Below are 16,460 nucleotides of genomic sequence, written 5' to 3'. Positions count from 1 at the left end.
GATCACAGAGATGAGCAGCGACGTGGGGCGGGAGGCGGCGTCGGCCGGCTACCGCGAGGTCACGGACGGCAGGGGCCGCGTCTACCGCGTGGGCGAGAGCGACCGGGAGATCCTCGGCCACTCGCGCAGGCTGATGATGTGGCTGCCGTGGGCGGCGATGTTCGCGATCAGTGTGTTCGAGTACGCCTACGGTTCGGCCGAGGACGTGCTCTCGCAGGCCCACCACTGGACCCAGAGCAACACCTTCTGGATCCTCAGTGTGTGGACGTTCTTCCAGGCAGGCGTGTCGTTCCCGACCGGCTGGCTGCGGGAGAAAGGGTATCTGAAGGCCAGGGGCGCCGTGCTGCTCGGCTCGGTCCTCGCCCTGCTGGGGTTCCTGGCGATATCCCACTTCCACAACGTGTTCCTCGCCGTCATCGGCTTCGGTGTGTTCGGCGGGGTGGGTTCCGGTCTGGTCTACTCGACCTGCATCAACATGACGGGCAAGTGGTTTCCCGAGCGGCGCGGCAGTACGACCGGCTTCGTCAACGGCGGCTTCGCGTACGGCGCCGTGCCGTTCATCTTCGTGTTCAACTTCGCGTTCGACACCAGCAACTACCGGACGGTGCTCGACCTGGTCGGTGTGTACGTGATGGTGGTGCTGCTCGCGGTGGCCTGGTTCTTCAAGGACCCGCCGAAGAACTGGTGGCCTGCGCACGTGGACCCGCTCGCGCGGCGGCAGGGCGACGCGAGGACCGCGAGGGCCCTGGCGAAGAACCCGCCTGCCGTGAAGCAGTACACCCCCATGGAGGCCCTGCGGACGGGCCAGCTGCCGCTGATCTGGGTGCTGCTCGTGATCACCGCGGGCGTGTCCATCTTCGGGGTGTCCTTCCAGGTGCCGTTCGCGAAGGAGGTCGGCTTCGGGCCGCTGGTCGCGGCCAACTCCGCGGGTGTCCTGTCCGTCGTCAACGGCGTCGGGCGCGCGGTCGTCGGCTGGATGTCCGACGTGGTGGGCCGCAAGACGGCCCTGATCATCGTGATCCTGGTGCTCGGCCTCTCGCAGTTCGGCGTGTTGTGGGCGGGCGACATCCACAGCGAGTGGCTGTTCCTGGTGTTCGCGTTCTTCTCCGGGTTCGGCGGCGGCGCGTTCTACCCGATGTTCGCCACGCTTGTGCCGGACTACTTCGGTGAGAACAACAACGCGACGAACTACGGCATCGCGTACAGCGGCAAGGTGATCAGCGGCCTGTTCGGCTCGGGGCTCGGTTCGATGGTGATCGACGCCTGGGGTTACAACGGCGCGTATGTCACGGCCGGCGTGATCTCGCTGGTCGCAGCGGCGCTCGCACTGCTGCTGCGGCATCCGGGGGCCGGGCGGCGCGGCTCTGTGCCCGCGCCGAGCCCGGTGGGCGGGGCCACCTGACCGCACCCCGACCGGCGGCGGGCGGCGCACGGGGTCGCCGTCCGCCGCGGTGCGTGCTCCCGCCGGTCCCGGCGGCCGGGGGTCAGCCCCGGCGCCGCTCCGTCAGCGCGTGCAGGTGGTCCGCGGACCTGCGGGCGAACTTGAGGGAGTCCACGGGCTGGTCGTGCTCGACCTGCCAGTGGTGGGTGGTGCGGCCCTTGTGGGTGGCGTTGACCTTCTGGATGAAGGTCTTGTAGTCGATGTCGCCGTCGCCGACGTCGACCATGTCGTAGCCGTCCGCGGCCTGCGGGTCGTGGACGCCGTCCTTGACGTGGAACAGCGGGTAGCGGTGGGGCTGCTGGACCACGTAGTCGATGGGCTCGAAGGGGCGCGGCCTGCCCTCGGGGGTGACGCTGAAGCGGAACTGGGCGGTGTACGCCCAGTAGATGTCCATTTCGAGGAAGACGTAGCGCGGGTCGGTCTCGGCGAGCAGGACGTCGTAGAGGCGCACGTCCGGGTCGTCGGCGGCGAAGGCGAACTCGTCACCGTGGTTGTGCTGGTAGAACTTCATGCCGCGGGCTCTCGCGGCCTCGCCGTACGTGTTGAACTCGGCGGCGGCGCGCTTCCAGGCGTCGACGGTGTTGCCGTAGCGGCCGGGGCTCGAGGCGGTGCCGATGTGTTCGAGGCCGAGGGTCTCGGCGTCGTCGAGGACCGTGCCGAGGCTGGTGGCGAAGGTGTAGGCGGCCGGGTCGTCGCTGTGGTAGTTGACGTGGCTGCCGATGCCGCCCAGGCCGTAGCTCTTGGCGAGTCGGGCGATCTGCTTCACGGAGATCGGCCCGATGCCCTGGGTGTAGCCGGCGTACTCGATCTCGTCGTAGCCGAACTCCGACAGCTCCTTGAAGACGGAGGCGAAGCCGATCTCCTGGATCTTGTCGCGCAGCGAGTACAGCTGGATGCCGAGGCGGCCGGGCGGCAGCACGGGCCTGGTCGGCGCCGGCCTGCCCGCCGCCGGGGCGCGGGGCGCCGCGCCCGCGGTGCCCGCGCCGAGGCCGAGCAGGGCGGTGGCGCCCGCGCCCGCCGTGACGCCGAGCATGCCGCGCCTGCTGAGCCGGTGGGCGAGTGCGGCGTCGACGGTCTTCCTGCGCTTCATGGACGGGTCTCCTTCGGGGTTCCTTGGGGGTCTGCGAGGCCGAGCAGCAGGGACTTCACGCCGGTCGCCGCCACACGGCCGCCGACGGCACCGGGCGTGGAGCACAGCAGGACGGGGCCCTCCTCGTCGCTCGCCGGGAGGCGGCCGTGGCTGCCGCGGACCGGGGCCGCGTCGAGGGGGACGACGGCGAGCCGGTAGCGCATGCCGGTCTTCTTGCGGGCGATCGCGGCTGCGGCCCTGAGCCGTACGTAGGGGTCGTGGGGGTCCATGAACAGTTCGGCCGGGTCGTAGCCCGGCTTGCGGTGGATCTCCACGAGCCGCGCGAAGTCGGGGGCGCGGGCGTCGTCGAGCCAGTAGTAGTAGGTGAACCAGGCGTCGGGTTCCGCGACCGCGACCAGTTCGCCTGCGCGCGGGTGGTCGAGGCCGTGGCGCTTCTTGCCCGCGTCGTCGAGGAGTTCGGCGATGCCGCCGAGTCCGGCGAGCGCCTCCCGCACGGCCGTCAGCTCGCCCGGGCGGCCGGGCCTGCGGACGTAGACGTGGGCGACCTGGTGGTCGGCGACGGCGAAGGCGCGCGAGGCCATCGGGTCGAGGTACTCCATGCCGTCCTGGGTGTGCACGTCGAGCAGTCCGGCCCTGCGCAGGGCGCGGTTGATGTCGACGGGCCGCGACACGCTGGTGATGCCGTACTCGGAGAGCACGACGACGGTGCGGCCCTGCTCCCTCGCCTCGTCGAGGAGCGGTGCGAGTGCGGCGTCGAGGTCGGCGGCGGCGCGCAGGGAGCGCGGGTCGTCGGGGCCGTGGCGCTGGAGGTCGTAGTCGAGGTGCGGCACGTAGGCGAGCGCGAGGTCGGGGGCGCGGGTGCGCAGGATGTGCCGGGTCGCGTCGATGATCCACTGCGAGGAGACCAGGTCGGCTCCCGGTCCCCAGAAGTGGAAGAGGGGGAACGTGCCGAGTTCGGCGGTGAGTTCGTCGTGCAGGCCGGGCGGCCGGGTGTAGCAGTCGGGTTCCTTGCGGCCGTCGGCGTAGTAGACGGGGCGCGGGGTGACGGTCCAGTCGGTGTCGGCGCCCATCGCGTACCACCAGCAGATGTTGGCGACGGTGTAACCGGGGTGCGCGCGCCGCGCGGCGTCCCACAGCCGGTCGCCCGCGACGAGTCCGTTGTGCTGGCGCCACAGCAGGATGTCGCCGAGTTCGCGGAAGTACCACCCGTTGCCCACGATGCCGTGCTGTGCGGGGAGTGTGCCGGTGAGGAATGTGGACTGGGCGCTGCAGGTGACGGCGGGGAGCACGGTCTCCAGCGCGGCCTGCGAGCCGTCGTCCGCGAGCTGCCGCAGCCTCGGCATGTGGGTGAGGAGGCGGGGGGTGAGACCGACGACGTCGAGGACGAGGAGGGGTACGGGACCGTCGTGCGGGGACGTGGTCACGGCAGCTCCTTGAGGCCGAGGTCGGTCAGCAGGTCGCGGGCGAGGACGAGTTCGGCCGCGATGCCGTCGGCGAGCCGGCCGCGGGTGCGGGGCCGCAGCGCGGCGGGGAGCGCCTGCCAGGTGTAGGTCTCGACCTCCAGGTGGCGGGTGCGGGGCCGCGCGGCGCCGACGAGGGCGGTCAGGGCGGTGCGCAGGACGTCGAGGGTGGAGGTGAGCGGGGGCGCGGGCGGCGCGTGCAGGGGCACGTGGAAGTGGGCGCGCCAGGGCGCGCCGTCCGGCAGCGCGCCGCCGGCCAGGGCCTCGTCGAGGTCGTCGGTGCCGTGGAGGCCCGCGGGGGTGCGGGTGCGGGTCTGGTGCAGGAAGCGGGGTTCGGCGAACGCGCCGAGCGCCGCCCGCACGTCGGGCAGGTGGGGGTGTTCGGCGTGCAGTGCGGCGGAGAGCTGGGCCTTGGGCACGCGGATGCCGGCGGCGGCGAGCGCGGCGAGCGCGGGGAGCGGGTCCTCGAAGGAGGTCGCGAGGTGGCAGGTGTCGACACACACACCGATGCGGTCCGAGGCGATCGCGGAGAGGGGGGCGATGGCGTCCGCGGTGGTCTCGACGGTGCAGCCGGGTTCGGGTTCCAGGGCGATCCTGATGGACTTGCCGGTGAGTTCCTCCAGGGCGTCGAGCCGGCGGGCGAGCGTGGTCAGGGCGGTGTGCGCGGTGCGGGCCGCGTCGGCGCCGTAGGCGGTGCGCCAGGCGAGCGGCAGGGTGGAGACCGTGCCCTCGGTGACGTCGTCGGGCAGCAGGGCGGCCAGCAGCCGGGCGAGGTCGGTGGTGTGGGCGAGGCGCTCCGGGTCGGCCCAGTCGGGTCTGTACACGCGGTACTTGACCTCGTCGGAGCCGAACCCGTCGTAGGGGAAGCCGTTGAGGGTGACGACTTCGAGGCCGCGCCTGTCCAGTTCGCCGCGCAGCCCCCGCAGCCGGGCGGGGTCGTCGACCAGGGAGCGGGCGGCGGGTCGCGCGAGCCACAGGCCGATGCCGAGGCGGTCGCGGCCGAGCCGTCTGCGGACGGGTTCGCAGTGGTCGCGCAGTTGGGCGAGCACGCCGTCGAGGGTCTCGGCGGGGTGGACGTTGGTGCAGTAGGAGAGGTGGACGGTCGAGCCGTCGGGGTGGCGGAAGCGCATGGCCTCACTCCCCGCCGCGCAGGATGGAGTTGCCCTCGTGGGCGCTCCGTGGGGCGGGCACGTCGAGTTGGAGGCGTCCGCTCTGGCCGTAGAACGCGACGGGGTTGGCCCAGAGCACCTGCTCCACGTCGGCGCTGGTGAACCCGGCGGCGAGCATGGCGTCGGCGACCTTGCGGGTCTTGAGCGGGTCGCTCCTGCCCCAGTCGGCCGCGGAGTTGACGAGGACCTTCTCGGTGCCGTACGCGCGCAGGACGGCGACCATGCGGTCCTCGTCCATCTTGGTGTCGGGGTAGATGGAGAAGCCGAGCCAGCAGCCGCTGTCCCTGGCCTCCTTGACGGTGGTCTCGTTCAGGTGGTCGAGGAGTACGCGCTCGGGCGGCAGCGCGGACTCGCGTACGGCGTCGACGGTGCGGCGCAGTCCGGCGAGCTTGTCGCGGTGCGGGGTGTGGACGAGGGCGGGCAGGCCGTGGTCGGCGGCGAGTTGGAGCTGCGCGGCGAGCGCGTGGTCCTCGGCCGGTGTCATCGAGTCGTAGCCGATCTCGCCGACGGCCACGACTCCGTCCTTGACGAGGTAGCGGGGCAGCGCGTCGAGCACGGGAGCGCAGCGGGGGTCGCCGGCCTCCTTGGGGTTGAGGGCGAGGGTGCAGTGGTGGGCGATGCCGTACTGCGCCGCGCGGAAGGGCTCCCAGCCGAGGAGCGCGTCGAAGTAGTCGTAGAAGCTGGCGGGCGAGGTGCGGGGCTGGCCGAGCCAGAAGGAGGGCTCGACGAGGGCGCGCACCCCGCTGTCGTACATGGCCAGGTAGTCGTCCGTGGTGCGGGAGGTCATGTGGATGTGGGGGTCGAAGATGCGCATCAGGACTCCAGTCCCGTGAGGGCGAGTACGCGGTGCAGGCCGGCGGGCACGGGGCGGCCTGCCGCGCTGCGTTCTGCGGCGAAGTCGCCGAGCATGCGGGCGAGTTCGCCGTCGCCCTCGGCGCGCTTCGCGAGGCCGGCGACCCGGTCGACGGGCACTTTGGTGAAGAGGCACTTGAGGACGGCGTGCCGCCAGGCGTGCGGGTCGAGGTGGGTGGCGGCGTACGGTCCGACGGCGGCGGCGACGAGCCGGGTGTCGTTGGCGCGCAGGGCGTCCTCGATTAGCGGGACGGCCTCGGGGCCCGGGACCAGGGCGGGCAGGGCGAGCAGCACGGCGCGCCGTTCGGCGCCGGTGCCCTGCCGGTAGAGGCGGGTCAGGACGGCGGGTCCCGCGCCCGCGCACTCCAGAAGGAGGAAGCGGGCGTCGTCGGCGGCGTCCTGGCCGACGTGGCGTCCGGCGGCGGCGAACCGCAGCTCCCAGGCGCCGTCGTCGGGTGCGGCGGCCTCGGCGAGCGCGGCGTCGAGCCAGGCGAGGCCCGCCGCGGTGAGGCGGGGCGCGAGGCCGTCCCGGGTGGGGGTCATGCGGGTGCCCCCTTCGGCGCGGTACGGGCAGCTCGCAGGAACTCGACGGATCGGCGGGCGAGTTCGGGTCCCGCGTGCGAGTGGCGCGGCAGTTCCACGACGGTGAGGCCTCGGTAGCCGACGGCGTCGAGGGCGTCGAGCACGGGCGGGAAGTCGATCTCGCCGTCGCCGAACGGCAGGTGCTCGTGGATGCCGCGTTGCATGTCCTCGATCTGCACGTGGCGCAGCCAGGGCGCGGCGGCCCGCACGCAGGCCGCGGGCGGCTCGGGTTCGAGGCACTGGCAGTGGCCGATGTCCAGGGTCAGGCCGAGGGGCCCGGGGTCGCCGAGGCGGCGCCGCAGCCGGTGGAAGGCGGCGAGGTCGCCCACGAGGTGGCCCGGCTCGGGCTCCACCGCGAGCGGGACGCCCGCGCGCCCGGCGGCGTCGAGCAGCGGCGTGAAGCCCGCTTCGAGCCGGCCCCAGGCGGTCTCGGGGGCGCAGCCGGGTCGGGGCACGCCGCTGAAGCAGTGCACGGCGTGCGCGCCGAGGTCGGCGGCGACGCGTACGGCGGTGAGCAGCAGGCCGGCGCGGGCCGCGCGGGCCGCGGGGTCGGGGTCGAGGAGGGTGGGGCCGTGTTTGCGGCGCGGGTCGAGGACGTAGCGCGCGCCGGTCTCCACGGTGGCGGTGAGCCCGAGTGCGGCGAGGCGGGCGGCGACGGCGGCGGTGCGCCGGGCGAGCCCGGGGGCGAGGGGGTCGAGGTGCATGTGGTCGAGGGTCAGGCCCACGCCCTCGTAGCCGAGGTCCGCGAGGAGGGCGAGGGCGTCGTCGAGCCTGAGGTCGGTGAGGCCGTTGGTGCCGTAGCCGAGGCGGAGGCTCATGTGGGGCTCACCTTCCTGGCGAGCAGCCGCGCGGCGGGGGCGAGCGCGGCGACGGCGAGCCCGGCCCGCGGGGCTCCCGCGCGGGCCGCGAGCGCGGCCTGGAGCGGGATCATGGCGCGGATGCCGCCGCCGACCGCGCGCTGGGTGAGCGGTGGCGAGGGATTGAGCAGGACATGCCACATCGGGAGTCCTGCGGTCCGCAGATAGCCGACGGCGAGGACCCCGGCGGCGAGGGAAGCGGGGAGGGGCGGGGCGGCTGCGGTGCGTACGGCTCCGGCCGGGGGGACCCCGGCCGCCAGGGGGGCGCCGGGCGGGACGGCTCCGGTGCGTACGGCGTCGGTCCTTGGGGCTGCGGCCCGCCCGGCTCCGGTGGCGGCGCCCGCGGCGGCGCCCCGGGACCGGGCGCCGGGCGTGGGCCTCGCGGGCCCGGCGCCTCCCGCCACCGTGCGGGGCAGGAGGGCGGCGGTGAGGGTGGCCGCGGTCGCCAGGGCCGCCAGGGGCGCGGCGAGGGCGCCGCCCTCGGTCTCGGAGCGGGAGACGGCGGTGACGGCGGTGGTGTGGGCGCCGAGTACGAGGGCCGCCGGCAGGGCGGCGCGGATGCTCGCGCCGGGGGCCGCCACCGCGCCGAGCAGCAGGTCGAGCGAGCGGGCCGCGCCCATCGCGAGCGGCCCCGCGGCGGTGTGTTTCAGCCCCAGGTCGTACGCCCACACCGTCGCGGCCACGGCCGAGGACACGGCGAGCGGGCGGCGGCCCGCGCGGGCCGCGAGGGCGAGCCCCGCCGCGGTGAGCGCGGCGGCCGCCGTGAGCGCCGCGCGCGGGGAGATCCGGCCCGAGGGGATCGGGCGCCGCACCCGCTCCACCGCGTCCTCGGCACGGTCGGCCCAGTCGTTGAGCGCCATGCCCGCCTCGTACAGGCACAGCGAGGAGCCGACGGCGAGCGCGGTGGCGCGCCCCGGCCGCGCGCCGACCGCCGAGGCTCCGGCGAGCGCGTCCCCCGGCACGGTGAAAAGCGCCGAGACGCGCAGCAGCTCGGCCCAGTCGCGGGCGCGGCGCAGCGGGCTCACGCGCTCGCCCCGAGCCGGGCGGCGAAGGCCAGCAGGTCCGCGTACTGCTCGGCGAGGGCGGCGGAGGGCCCGTCCGGGTCCTTGAAGTAGAAGCCGAGTTCCGGCAGCGGCCCGCAGAGCCCGGCCTGGTGCGCGCGGGCGACGAGGCGCGCGAGGTCGAGCACGAGGGGCGCGGCGAGCGCCGAGTCGCACCCCTGCCAGATGGTCTGGAGGACCATCCGCGCGCCGAGGAACCCGTCGAACGCGACGTGGTCCCACGCGGTCTTCCAGTCACCGAGCGCGGGCACGTCGTCGATGTGGACCTCGCCCTCGGGCACGGTGCCGAGCACGTCGGCGAGCACGCGCTCCTTGCCCGCGTTCTTGGCCGCCGCCGCGGCCGGGTCGGCGAGCGCGGCGCCGTCTCCCCCGCCCAGCAGGTTGGTGCCCGACCAGGCCCGTACGGGGAGCGCGCGCTGGGCGAACATCGGGGCGAGCACCGAGCGCAGCAGGGTCTGGCCCGTCTTGCCGTCCCTGCCCGCGTGGGGCAGGCCGCTCGCGGTGGCCGCTTCGGCGAGCGCGGGCGTGCGCAGACCCGTCGACGGGGTGAAGTTGACGTATCCGCAGCCCGCGCGCAGTGCGGCGGACGCGTAGAGCGCGCTCGCGGGCAGGCGCGGATCGCCCGGCGCGGGCAGTGGCTCCGTGGAGGAGACGTTGACGACGACGGTGCGTTCCACTCCCGTGCGGCGGGCGAAGTCCGCGATGTCGCCGGCGAACGCGCTGACGAGCTCCTCGTCGCTCCTGGTGTCGCCGGGCGCTGGCCCTCCCGGTCTGATCTCCGCGTCCGCGGCGGCCAGTTCGGCCGCGACGGCACCGGCGAGGCCGTGCGGCAGCACACCCGCGGCGGCGAGGGCCTCGGCGCGCTTGGGCAGCGGGCAGCTCGCGGTGTCGTGCCCGCCGAAGACGAGGGAGGACAGCGGTGGCAGCCCGGCGGCGGCGAAGTGCGGTGTCTCCGTGGCCATGCCGGTCGCGGGGTGCAGGCCCGCGGTGACCGCCGCGCACCCCGCGACGGCGGTGGTCGCGACGGAGCCGCGGGCCCCGACGAGCCAGACCCCGGTGCGCGCTGTGGCCGTTTCACTGCTTGTCGTCGTCACGGACTGCCTCCTGCCGCCGATGTGCGTGCCGGTGTGCTGTGCTGTGCTGTGGTGTCCGCGCGGCCCGGTCCGCGTCCTGGTGCCGCGGGACGGTGTGCACGGCGCCCCGCGGCGGGTGCCGCGCTGGTGCGGGGCGGCGGTCGGGGGGTACCACCCGCCGCCGGCTCGGTGGGGCCGCGGGGCCCGGGTCCCGCGGTGTCCCGGCCCCGGCTCCCGCGCGGGGTTCAGGAAGTCCTTGGAGTGGCCGGTGGAGTGGCCGGTCCCGAGCGTCGTCCGTGCACGAAAGTCCTCCGTCACGCGGGCTGTTCGTACCTCTGCCGGGCTCGCCCGGTTATCGCGGCGGGGCGACGGCGGTGGTGGCGCGGGCCGTCGCGCCCCGCTCGTTCGGGCCTGTGCGCCCTCTGTGGACGGTAGCGGGGTTCGTCCTTGGCGGAAAGACCTTGCGCACGGATGCGCTTCTTCTTTTCGCTGCGTCAGGACAAAGCCTGCGCGGCCAGGGCGGCCCGCCCGGTGGCGGTGCGCGCCACCGGGCCGGCCGGCACCTCCCCGTGGCGGGGCTAGCGGCCGCCGCCGAAGGCCGCGTCGAACGACGCGCTCGGCGGGTCGAAGTCGAACCTCTTCAGGTCGCGCAGCGCCTCGGGGGCGCCCGCGAGGCGGTCCATGCCGGCGTCCTCCCACTCGACGGAGACGGGCCCCTCGTAGCCGATGGAGCGCAGCATTCTGAAGACGTCCTCCCAGGGCACGTCGCCGTGGCCCGCGGAGACGAAGTCCCAGCCGCGCCGCGGGTCGCCCCAGGGCAGGTGGGAGCCGAGGCGGCCGTTGCGGCCGTCGAGGCGCTTGCGGGCCTCCTTGCAGTCGACGTGGTAGATCCGGTCGCGGAAGTCGTAGAGGAAGCCGACCGGGTCGAGGTCCTGCCACACGAAGTGGCTCGGGTCGAAGTTCAGCCCGAACGCGGTGCGGTGGCCGACCGCTTCGAGCGCCCTGTGGGTGGTCCAGTAGTCGTACGCGATCTCGCCCGGGTGCACCTCGTGGGCGAAACGGACGCCCTCGGCGTCGAAGACGTCGAGGATCGGGTTCCAGCGCTCGGCGAACCCGTCGTAGCCGCGCTCGATCATGCCGGGCGGCACGGGCGGGAACATCGCCACCAGGTGCCAGATCGGCGATCCGGTGAAGCCGATGACGGTGCCGACGCCGAAGGCGGCCGCGGCCCGCGCGGTGTCCTCGATCTCGGCCGCGGCGCGCCGCCTGACGCCCTCGGGGTCGCCGTCGCCCCAGATCCTGGCCGGCAGGATGTCCTGGTGGCGCTCATCGATGATGGCGTCGCAGACGGCCTGGCCCACCAGGTGGTTGGAGACCGCCCAGCACTTCAGGCCGTACGTGTCGAGCAACTGGCGCCTCCCGGCGAGATAGCCGGGTTCGCTCAGGGCCTTGTCGACCTCGAAGTGGTCGCCCCAGCAGGCGAGTTCGAGGCCGTCGTAGCCGAAGTCCCGGGCGAGGCGGCACACCTCCTCCAGCGGCAGGTCGGCCCACTGTCCGGTGAACAGGGTGAACGGGCGTGGCATGGCGGATGCTCCTCAGGGTCGGCCGGCCGCACCCGCGGCGAGGGGCGTGGTGGCCCCGGGCCGCGGCGCGGGGACGGGGGTGTAGCGGGCGTCGTCCGCCGCGCTCTGCTCGACGGCGGCGAGCACCCGCTGCACCTGGAGGCCGTCCGCGAACGACGGCGCGGGCTGCTCGCCGCGCGCGACGGCCTCCACCAGGTCGCGCGCCTGGTGCACGAAGGTGTGCTCGTAGCCGAGCGCGTGCCCCGGCGGCCACCACGCCGCGAGGTACGGGTGCTCCGGCTCCGTCACCAGGATCCGGCGGAAGCCCGCGGAGACCGCCCGTTCGGTGTGGTCGTGGAAGGACAGTTCGTTGAGCCGCTCCAGGTCGAAGGCGAGCGAGCCCTCCGAGCCGTTGAGCTCCAGCTTCAGCGCGTTCTTGCGGCCCGCCGCGAACCGGGTGGCCTCGAAGGAGGCCAGCGCGCCGGACGCCAGACGCCCGGTGAACAGGGCCGCGTCGTCCACCGTGACCGGCCCGAGGGCGCCTCCGCCACTGCCCGAAAGGCCCTGTGAAGGGCCGGTGGGCACGGGACGCTCCTTGACGAAGGTCTCCGAGAGCGCGGACACACCCGCGATCGGCTCCCCGGCCAGGTACTGCACCAGGTCGACGATGTGCGCGCCAAGGTCGCCGAGCGCGCCGGAGCCGGCGTACTCGCGGCGCAGCCGCCACGTCAGCGGGAAGTCCGGGTCGGCCAGCCAGTCCTGGAGGTAGGTGACCCGCACGTGCCGCAGGGTGCCGAGCCTGCCCTGCTCGATCAGCGTCCTGGCGTGGGCGACGGCGGGCACCCTGCGGTAGTTGAAGCCGACCATCGCCAACTGGCCCCTGGCCCGCGCCGCTTCCGCGGCCCGCACCATCTGCTCCGCCTCCGCCACCGAGTTGGCGAGCGGCTTCTCGCACAGGACGTGCTTGCCCGCCTCCAGCGCGGCGATCGCGATCTCGGCGTGGCTGTCGCCCGGTGTGCACACGTCGACAAGATCGATGTCGTCCCGGGCGATCAGCACCCGCCAGTCGGTCTCGGCCGCCGCCCAGCCGAGTCGGGCGGCCGCGTCCCGCACGGCGGCCGGGTCCCGGCCGCAGACCGCGGCGAGCCGGGGCCGCAGCGGCAGGTCGAACACATGGCCCACGGTGCGCCACCCCTGGGAGTGCGCGGCGCCCATGAAGGCGTATCCGACCATGCCGACACCCAGTGTCGGCGGCGCACCGGCCTCGTCCTCCGATGCTTCCGTGGGGGTCATACGGGACACTCCTCGTCTGTGTCGTGGGCGGTGGTTCCGGCCGTGCGGGCGGGTGTACCGCACCCGCCCGAGCCGGTCAGTTGAACCCGGTCGGCAGGTACGTGTCGATGTTGGACCTGTCGACGACGGCGGAGAACACCGCGATCTGGGTGGGGATCTCCGCCTCGGAGATCCCGCTGATGCCCTTCGACTGGCCGAGGGCGCGGGCCAGGTCGATGGCGGACGCCGCCATGCTCGGCGGGTAGAGCACGGTCGCCTTGAGCACGCTGTCGTCGGCCTTGATGTGGTCCATGGCGGACTTGGCGCCGGCGCCGCCGACCATCAGGAAGCCGTCGCGCCCGGCCTGGTCGACGGCGCGCAGAGCGCCCACGCCCTGGTCGTCGTCGTGGTTCCAGATGGCATCGAACTGCTTCTGCGCCTGGAGGAGTTGGGCCATCTTCGCCTGGCCGGACTCGACGGTGAAGTCGGCGGCCTGGCGGGCCACCTTCCGGATGTTGGGGTAGGTCTTGAGCGCGTCGTCGAAGCCCTGGGTGCGCTGCCTGGTCAGCTCCAGGTTGTCGATCCCCGCCAGTTCGACGACCTTGGCGTCGGGCTTGTCCTTGAGCTTCTCGCCGATGTAGCGGCCCGCGTTGAGGCCCATGCCGTAGTTGTCGCCGCCGATCCAGCAGCGGTACGCCTGCGGGGTGGCGAAGACGCGGTCGAGGTTGATCACCGGGATGCCGGCCCGCATCGCCTTCAGGCCCGCCTGGGTGAGCGCCTTGCCGTCGCCCGGCAGGACCACGAGCACGTCGACCTTCTTGTTGATCAGCGTGTCGATCTGGCCGATCTGCACCGCGGTGTCGTTGGAGCCCTCGGTCGGCACGAACGTCACGTCGGAGTAGGACTCGGCGCGCTGCTTGGCCTGCACGTTGATGGCGTTGAGCCAGCCGTGGTCGGCCTGCGGCCCGGCGAAGCCGATGGTGACGCGCTTGCCGGGCTTGTCGTCCGCGGCGTCCCGCGGGGTGGTGGAGGCCTCGGCCTCGGGCTCGTTGCTGGTGCACGCGGTCAGGAGGGCACCCGCGCCGATCGCTGCGGTGCCGAACAGCAGTCCTCTGCGGCTCGTTACAGGCATGAGGGAAGTGGCCTTTCGCATAGGGGCACAGGAAGTACGGGGGCACAGGGGTACGGGAGCGGGGTCAGACCTCGCCGGGGCGCGCGCTCCTGCGCTGCACGAGCACGGCGGCGACGATGATCACGCCCTTGGCGATCTGCTGCACGTCGGTCTGGAGGTTGTTCAGGGCGAAGATGTTGGTGATGGTGGTGAACACCAGCACGCCGAGCACGGAGCCGACGATGGTCCCGCGGCCGCCGCTGAGCAGGGTGCCGCCGATGATGGCGGCGGCTATCGAGTCGAGTTCGTACAGGTTGCCGTTGGTGTTCTGGCCCGAGCCGGAGAGGACGACCAGCAGGAAGGCGGCGATGCCGCAGCACAGGCCGGACAGCAGGTAGAGGTAGAGCCGCTGCCTGCGCACGTCGATGCCGGCGAGCCGCGCGGCCTCCGGGTTGCCGCCGACGGCGACGGTGCGGCGCCCGAAGGTGGTGCGGTTCAGGACGAGCCAGCCGGCGACCGTGACCCCTGCGAAGACCAGCACGAGCGGCGGCACGCCGAGGATGTAGCTGTCGCGCGAGCCGAGGCGGAGGACCGAACTCACGCTCACGACCTGCGTCTTGCCGTCGGTGAGCTGGAGCGCGAGGCCCCGGGCCGAGGCGAGCATCGCCAGCGTGGCGATGAACGGCACCATCCGGCCGTACGCGATGAGCACGCCGTTGACGAGGCCGCAGCCGAGGCCCACCACCACGGCGGTGAAGGCGATGCCGAGGAAGCCGTAGCTCTGGGTGGCCAGGGTGGTGGCCCACACGGAGGCGAGGGCGACGATCGCGCCGACCGACAGGTCGATGCCGCCGCTGGTGATGACGAAAGTCGCGCCGACCGTGACCACGCCGATCACCGACGCCTGGGTCAGTACCAGTTGCAGGTTGCTGAGCGCGAGGAACTCGTCCGGTCTTGTGACCCCGCCGACCAGGACGAGCGCGGCGAGCACACCGAGCAGCGACAGGTTGCGGGCGTCGAAGCGCAGCCCCGCGGGTCTCCGGCCGCCCGCGCCCCGGCCCGGCGGCCCCCCGGCGGCGTCCGCGCCGCCCGCGGGCGGCGCCTTCGCGGCGGGGGCGGGCCCACCCTGCTGTGCCTCGGAGGCAGGCTGTGTCATGGTGTCGGGCTCCCTTCCATCACAAGGTCGAGCACGCGGTGTTCGTCGAGTTCGGCGGCGGGGGCGCGGTGCACGACCCGGCCCTCGCGGAGCACCAGCACCCGGTCGGCGAGGCCGAGCACCTCGGGCACCTCGCTGGAGACGAGCAGCACGGCGAGCCCTTCGCCGGCCAGCCGCCTGATCACGGCGTAGAGCTCGGCGCGCGCGCCGACGTCGACCCCGCGGGTCGGCTCGTCGAGCAGCAGGACCCGGCAGCCGCGCAGCAGCCAGCGCGCGAGCACGGCCTTCTGCTGATTGCCGCCCGAGAGGGTGCGCACGGGAGCGTCGGGGTTGTCGGGGCGCAGGGACAGCTCCCTGGTGGCGGCGCGGGCCGCGGTGCGCTCCGCGCCTCGGTCGAGCCAGCCGCCGCGGGAGAAGCGGGAGAGGGTGGACACCGACACGTTGCGGGTGACGGTGTCCAGCGTCAGCAGGCCCTGGGCCTTGCGCTCCTCGGGTGCGAGGCCGAGCCCGGCGCGCACGGCGGAACGCACACTGCCGGGACGCAGCGGCCTGCCCGCGACGACGACCCGGCCTGTGGTGGGTTTGCGCGCGCCGTAGACCGTCTCCAGGATCTCCGACCTGCCGGAGCCGACGAGGCCCGCGAGCCCGACGATCTCGCCGGGGTGCACGGTCAGGTCGAGCGGCGCGAACTCGCCCCGCCTGCTGAGTCCTTCGACCCGCAGCAGCGGTTCGCCCCGCTCGGCCGCGGGGGCCGGGCGCTCGGGGAAGGCGTGTTCCACGGCGCGCCCGGTCATCAGGGTCACGACCTCGGCGGCCGGGGTCCGCTTGGCGGGCAGGTCCACCGCGACGGTCCTGCCGTCCTTGAGCACGGTGACCCGGTCCCCGATGCGGCGGATCTCCCCGAGCCGGTGCGAGATGTAGACGACGGCGACGCCGTCGGCGACGAGGGTCGCCACGATCCTGAAGAGGTTGTCGACCTCGTCGGGGTCGAGTGCGGCGGACGGCTCGTCCATCACGATCAGCCGGACGTCGTGGGAGAGCGCGCGGGCCATCGAGACGATCTGTCGCTGGGCGGCCGACAGGTCGCCGACGAGCCGGCCGGGCGGGATCTCCGGGTGGCCGAGGCGGGCGAGCAGGGCGGCGGCCCTGCGGCGGGCCTCCCGCCCTCTGACGACGAAGCCCGCGGCGGTGGGCTCGTGGCCGAGGAAGGTGTTCTCGGCCACCGACAGGCCTTCCACCAGGTCGAGTTCCTGGTAGATGGTCGCGATGCCGAGGCGCATGGCGGCGGTCGGCGACTTCAGGGAGACCTGCTCGCCGCGCCAGGTGATCACACCGCTGTCGGGCTGGTGTACGCCGGCGAGCACCTTGATCAGGGTCGACTTCCCCGCGCCGTTCTGCCCGAGCAGGCAGTGGACCTCGCCGGCCCTGACGGACAGTTCCACACCGTCGAGGGCGCGGACGCCGGGGAAGGACTTGGTGATGCCGGACATGGTGAGCAGTGCTGGGTCGGGTGGCGCTGGTGCCATGGCGTATCCCCTCGGCGTGTGCGGCGGCCGGGGCCGCGGGACGGCCGCGGCGCGGCCTGCGGTGTCGGTACGGGCGGTGCGCGGCGTGCGTGTGGGGTGCACGCGCGTGCGGTGCGACGTGCGGTCTGACCCGTACGGCGCGGGTGCGGCTCGCGCGAAGCGGTGGTACCGGGTCGTACGGGACGCGGTGCGGCGGTGCGGCGGTGCGGCGGTGCGGCGGTGCGGCGGTGCGGCGGTGCGGCGGTGCG

14 protein-coding genes are annotated in these 16,460 nt (G+C 73.9%); 1 reads left to right on the top strand and 13 read right to left on the bottom strand.

Features of this window, described 5'->3' with window-relative positions:
• Nucleotides 1-10 precede the first annotated feature (10 nt).
• Nucleotides 11-1,402, top strand: coding sequence for an OFA family MFS transporter (locus tag ABEA77_RS05195; RefSeq protein ID WP_345641813.1), 1,392 nt, complete (start codon nt 11-13; stop codon nt 1,400-1,402).
• 82 nt (nt 1,403-1,484) lie between these two features.
• Here the strand turns inward: ABEA77_RS05195 and ABEA77_RS05190 are convergent, their stop codons facing one another.
• The 13 genes from ABEA77_RS05190 to ABEA77_RS05130 all read right to left on the bottom strand — a co-directional run bounded on the left by ABEA77_RS05190 (nt 1,485) and on the right by ABEA77_RS05130 (nt 16,212).
• Nucleotides 1,485-2,531: a sugar phosphate isomerase/epimerase family protein gene (locus tag ABEA77_RS05190; RefSeq protein WP_345641810.1), complete on the bottom strand. Its 1,047-nt coding sequence runs from the start codon at nt 2,529-2,531 to the stop codon at nt 1,485-1,487.
• Nucleotides 2,528-3,955: an alkaline phosphatase family protein gene (locus ABEA77_RS05185; protein WP_345641807.1), complete on the bottom strand. Its 1,428-nt coding sequence runs from the start codon at nt 3,953-3,955 to the stop codon at nt 2,528-2,530. Before ABEA77_RS05185 ends, ABEA77_RS05190 begins: the two co-directional genes overlap by 4 nt.
• The gene (gene eboE, locus ABEA77_RS05180) at nt 3,952-5,121 is read right to left on the bottom strand and encodes a metabolite traffic protein EboE (protein ID WP_345641804.1); all 1,170 of its coding nucleotides are present in this window, start codon (nt 5,119-5,121) and stop codon (nt 3,952-3,954) included. Before eboE ends, ABEA77_RS05185 begins: the two co-directional genes overlap by 4 nt.
• Nucleotides 5,122-5,125: 4 nt before the next feature.
• A complete protein-coding gene (locus ABEA77_RS05175; protein WP_345641802.1) occupies nt 5,126-5,974 on the bottom strand; it encodes a TatD family hydrolase in 849 nt (282 codons plus the stop codon).
• Nucleotides 5,974-6,555: an EboA domain-containing protein gene (locus tag ABEA77_RS05170; protein ID WP_345641800.1), complete on the bottom strand. Its 582-nt coding sequence runs from the start codon at nt 6,553-6,555 to the stop codon at nt 5,974-5,976. The genes ABEA77_RS05175 and ABEA77_RS05170 overlap by 1 nt, the downstream gene beginning before the upstream one ends.
• Entirely contained in the window at nt 6,552-7,412 is an 861-nt protein-coding gene (locus tag ABEA77_RS05165) for a sugar phosphate isomerase/epimerase family protein (RefSeq protein ID WP_345641797.1), read from the bottom strand. The genes ABEA77_RS05170 and ABEA77_RS05165 overlap by 4 nt, the downstream gene beginning before the upstream one ends.
• Nucleotides 7,409-8,476 carry an SCO3242 family prenyltransferase gene (locus tag ABEA77_RS05160; RefSeq protein ID WP_345641794.1) on the bottom strand — a complete coding sequence of 356 codons (1,068 nt, stop codon included), beginning with the start codon at nt 8,474-8,476 and terminating at the stop codon, nt 7,409-7,411. Before ABEA77_RS05160 ends, ABEA77_RS05165 begins: the two co-directional genes overlap by 4 nt.
• Entirely contained in the window at nt 8,473-9,606 is a 1,134-nt protein-coding gene (locus ABEA77_RS05155; RefSeq protein ID WP_345641791.1) for an inositol-3-phosphate synthase, read from the bottom strand. Before ABEA77_RS05155 ends, ABEA77_RS05160 begins: the two co-directional genes overlap by 4 nt.
• A gap of 557 nt (nt 9,607-10,163) precedes the next feature.
• On the bottom strand, nt 10,164-11,168 hold the full coding sequence (locus ABEA77_RS05150; protein ID WP_345641789.1) for a sugar phosphate isomerase/epimerase family protein: 1,005 nt from the start codon (nt 11,166-11,168) through the stop codon (nt 10,164-10,166).
• Between the two features lie 12 nt (nt 11,169-11,180).
• Complete coding sequence (locus ABEA77_RS05145) at nt 11,181-12,440, bottom strand: Gfo/Idh/MocA family protein (protein WP_345641786.1); 1,260 nt, start codon at nt 12,438-12,440, stop codon at nt 11,181-11,183.
• A gap of 76 nt (nt 12,441-12,516) precedes the next feature.
• Nucleotides 12,517-13,551, bottom strand: coding sequence for a substrate-binding domain-containing protein (locus ABEA77_RS05140; RefSeq protein WP_345641784.1), 1,035 nt, complete (start codon nt 13,549-13,551; stop codon nt 12,517-12,519).
• 64 nt (nt 13,552-13,615) lie between these two features.
• Complete coding sequence (locus ABEA77_RS05135; protein WP_345641781.1) at nt 13,616-14,686, bottom strand: ABC transporter permease; 1,071 nt, start codon at nt 14,684-14,686, stop codon at nt 13,616-13,618.
• A complete protein-coding gene (locus ABEA77_RS05130; protein WP_345641778.1) occupies nt 14,683-16,212 on the bottom strand; it encodes a sugar ABC transporter ATP-binding protein in 1,530 nt (509 codons plus the stop codon). Before ABEA77_RS05130 ends, ABEA77_RS05135 begins: the two co-directional genes overlap by 4 nt.
• Between the last annotated feature and the right edge of the window lie 248 nt (nt 16,213-16,460).

The sequence above is a fragment of the Streptomyces tremellae genome (genome assembly GCF_039540215.1).
GTDB classification, from domain to species: Bacteria; Actinomycetota; Actinomycetes; order Streptomycetales; family Streptomycetaceae; genus Streptomyces; species Streptomyces tremellae.
The sequence above is the reverse complement of the archived record's forward strand: the minus strand, read 5'-3'. Positions and strand labels throughout refer to the sequence as shown.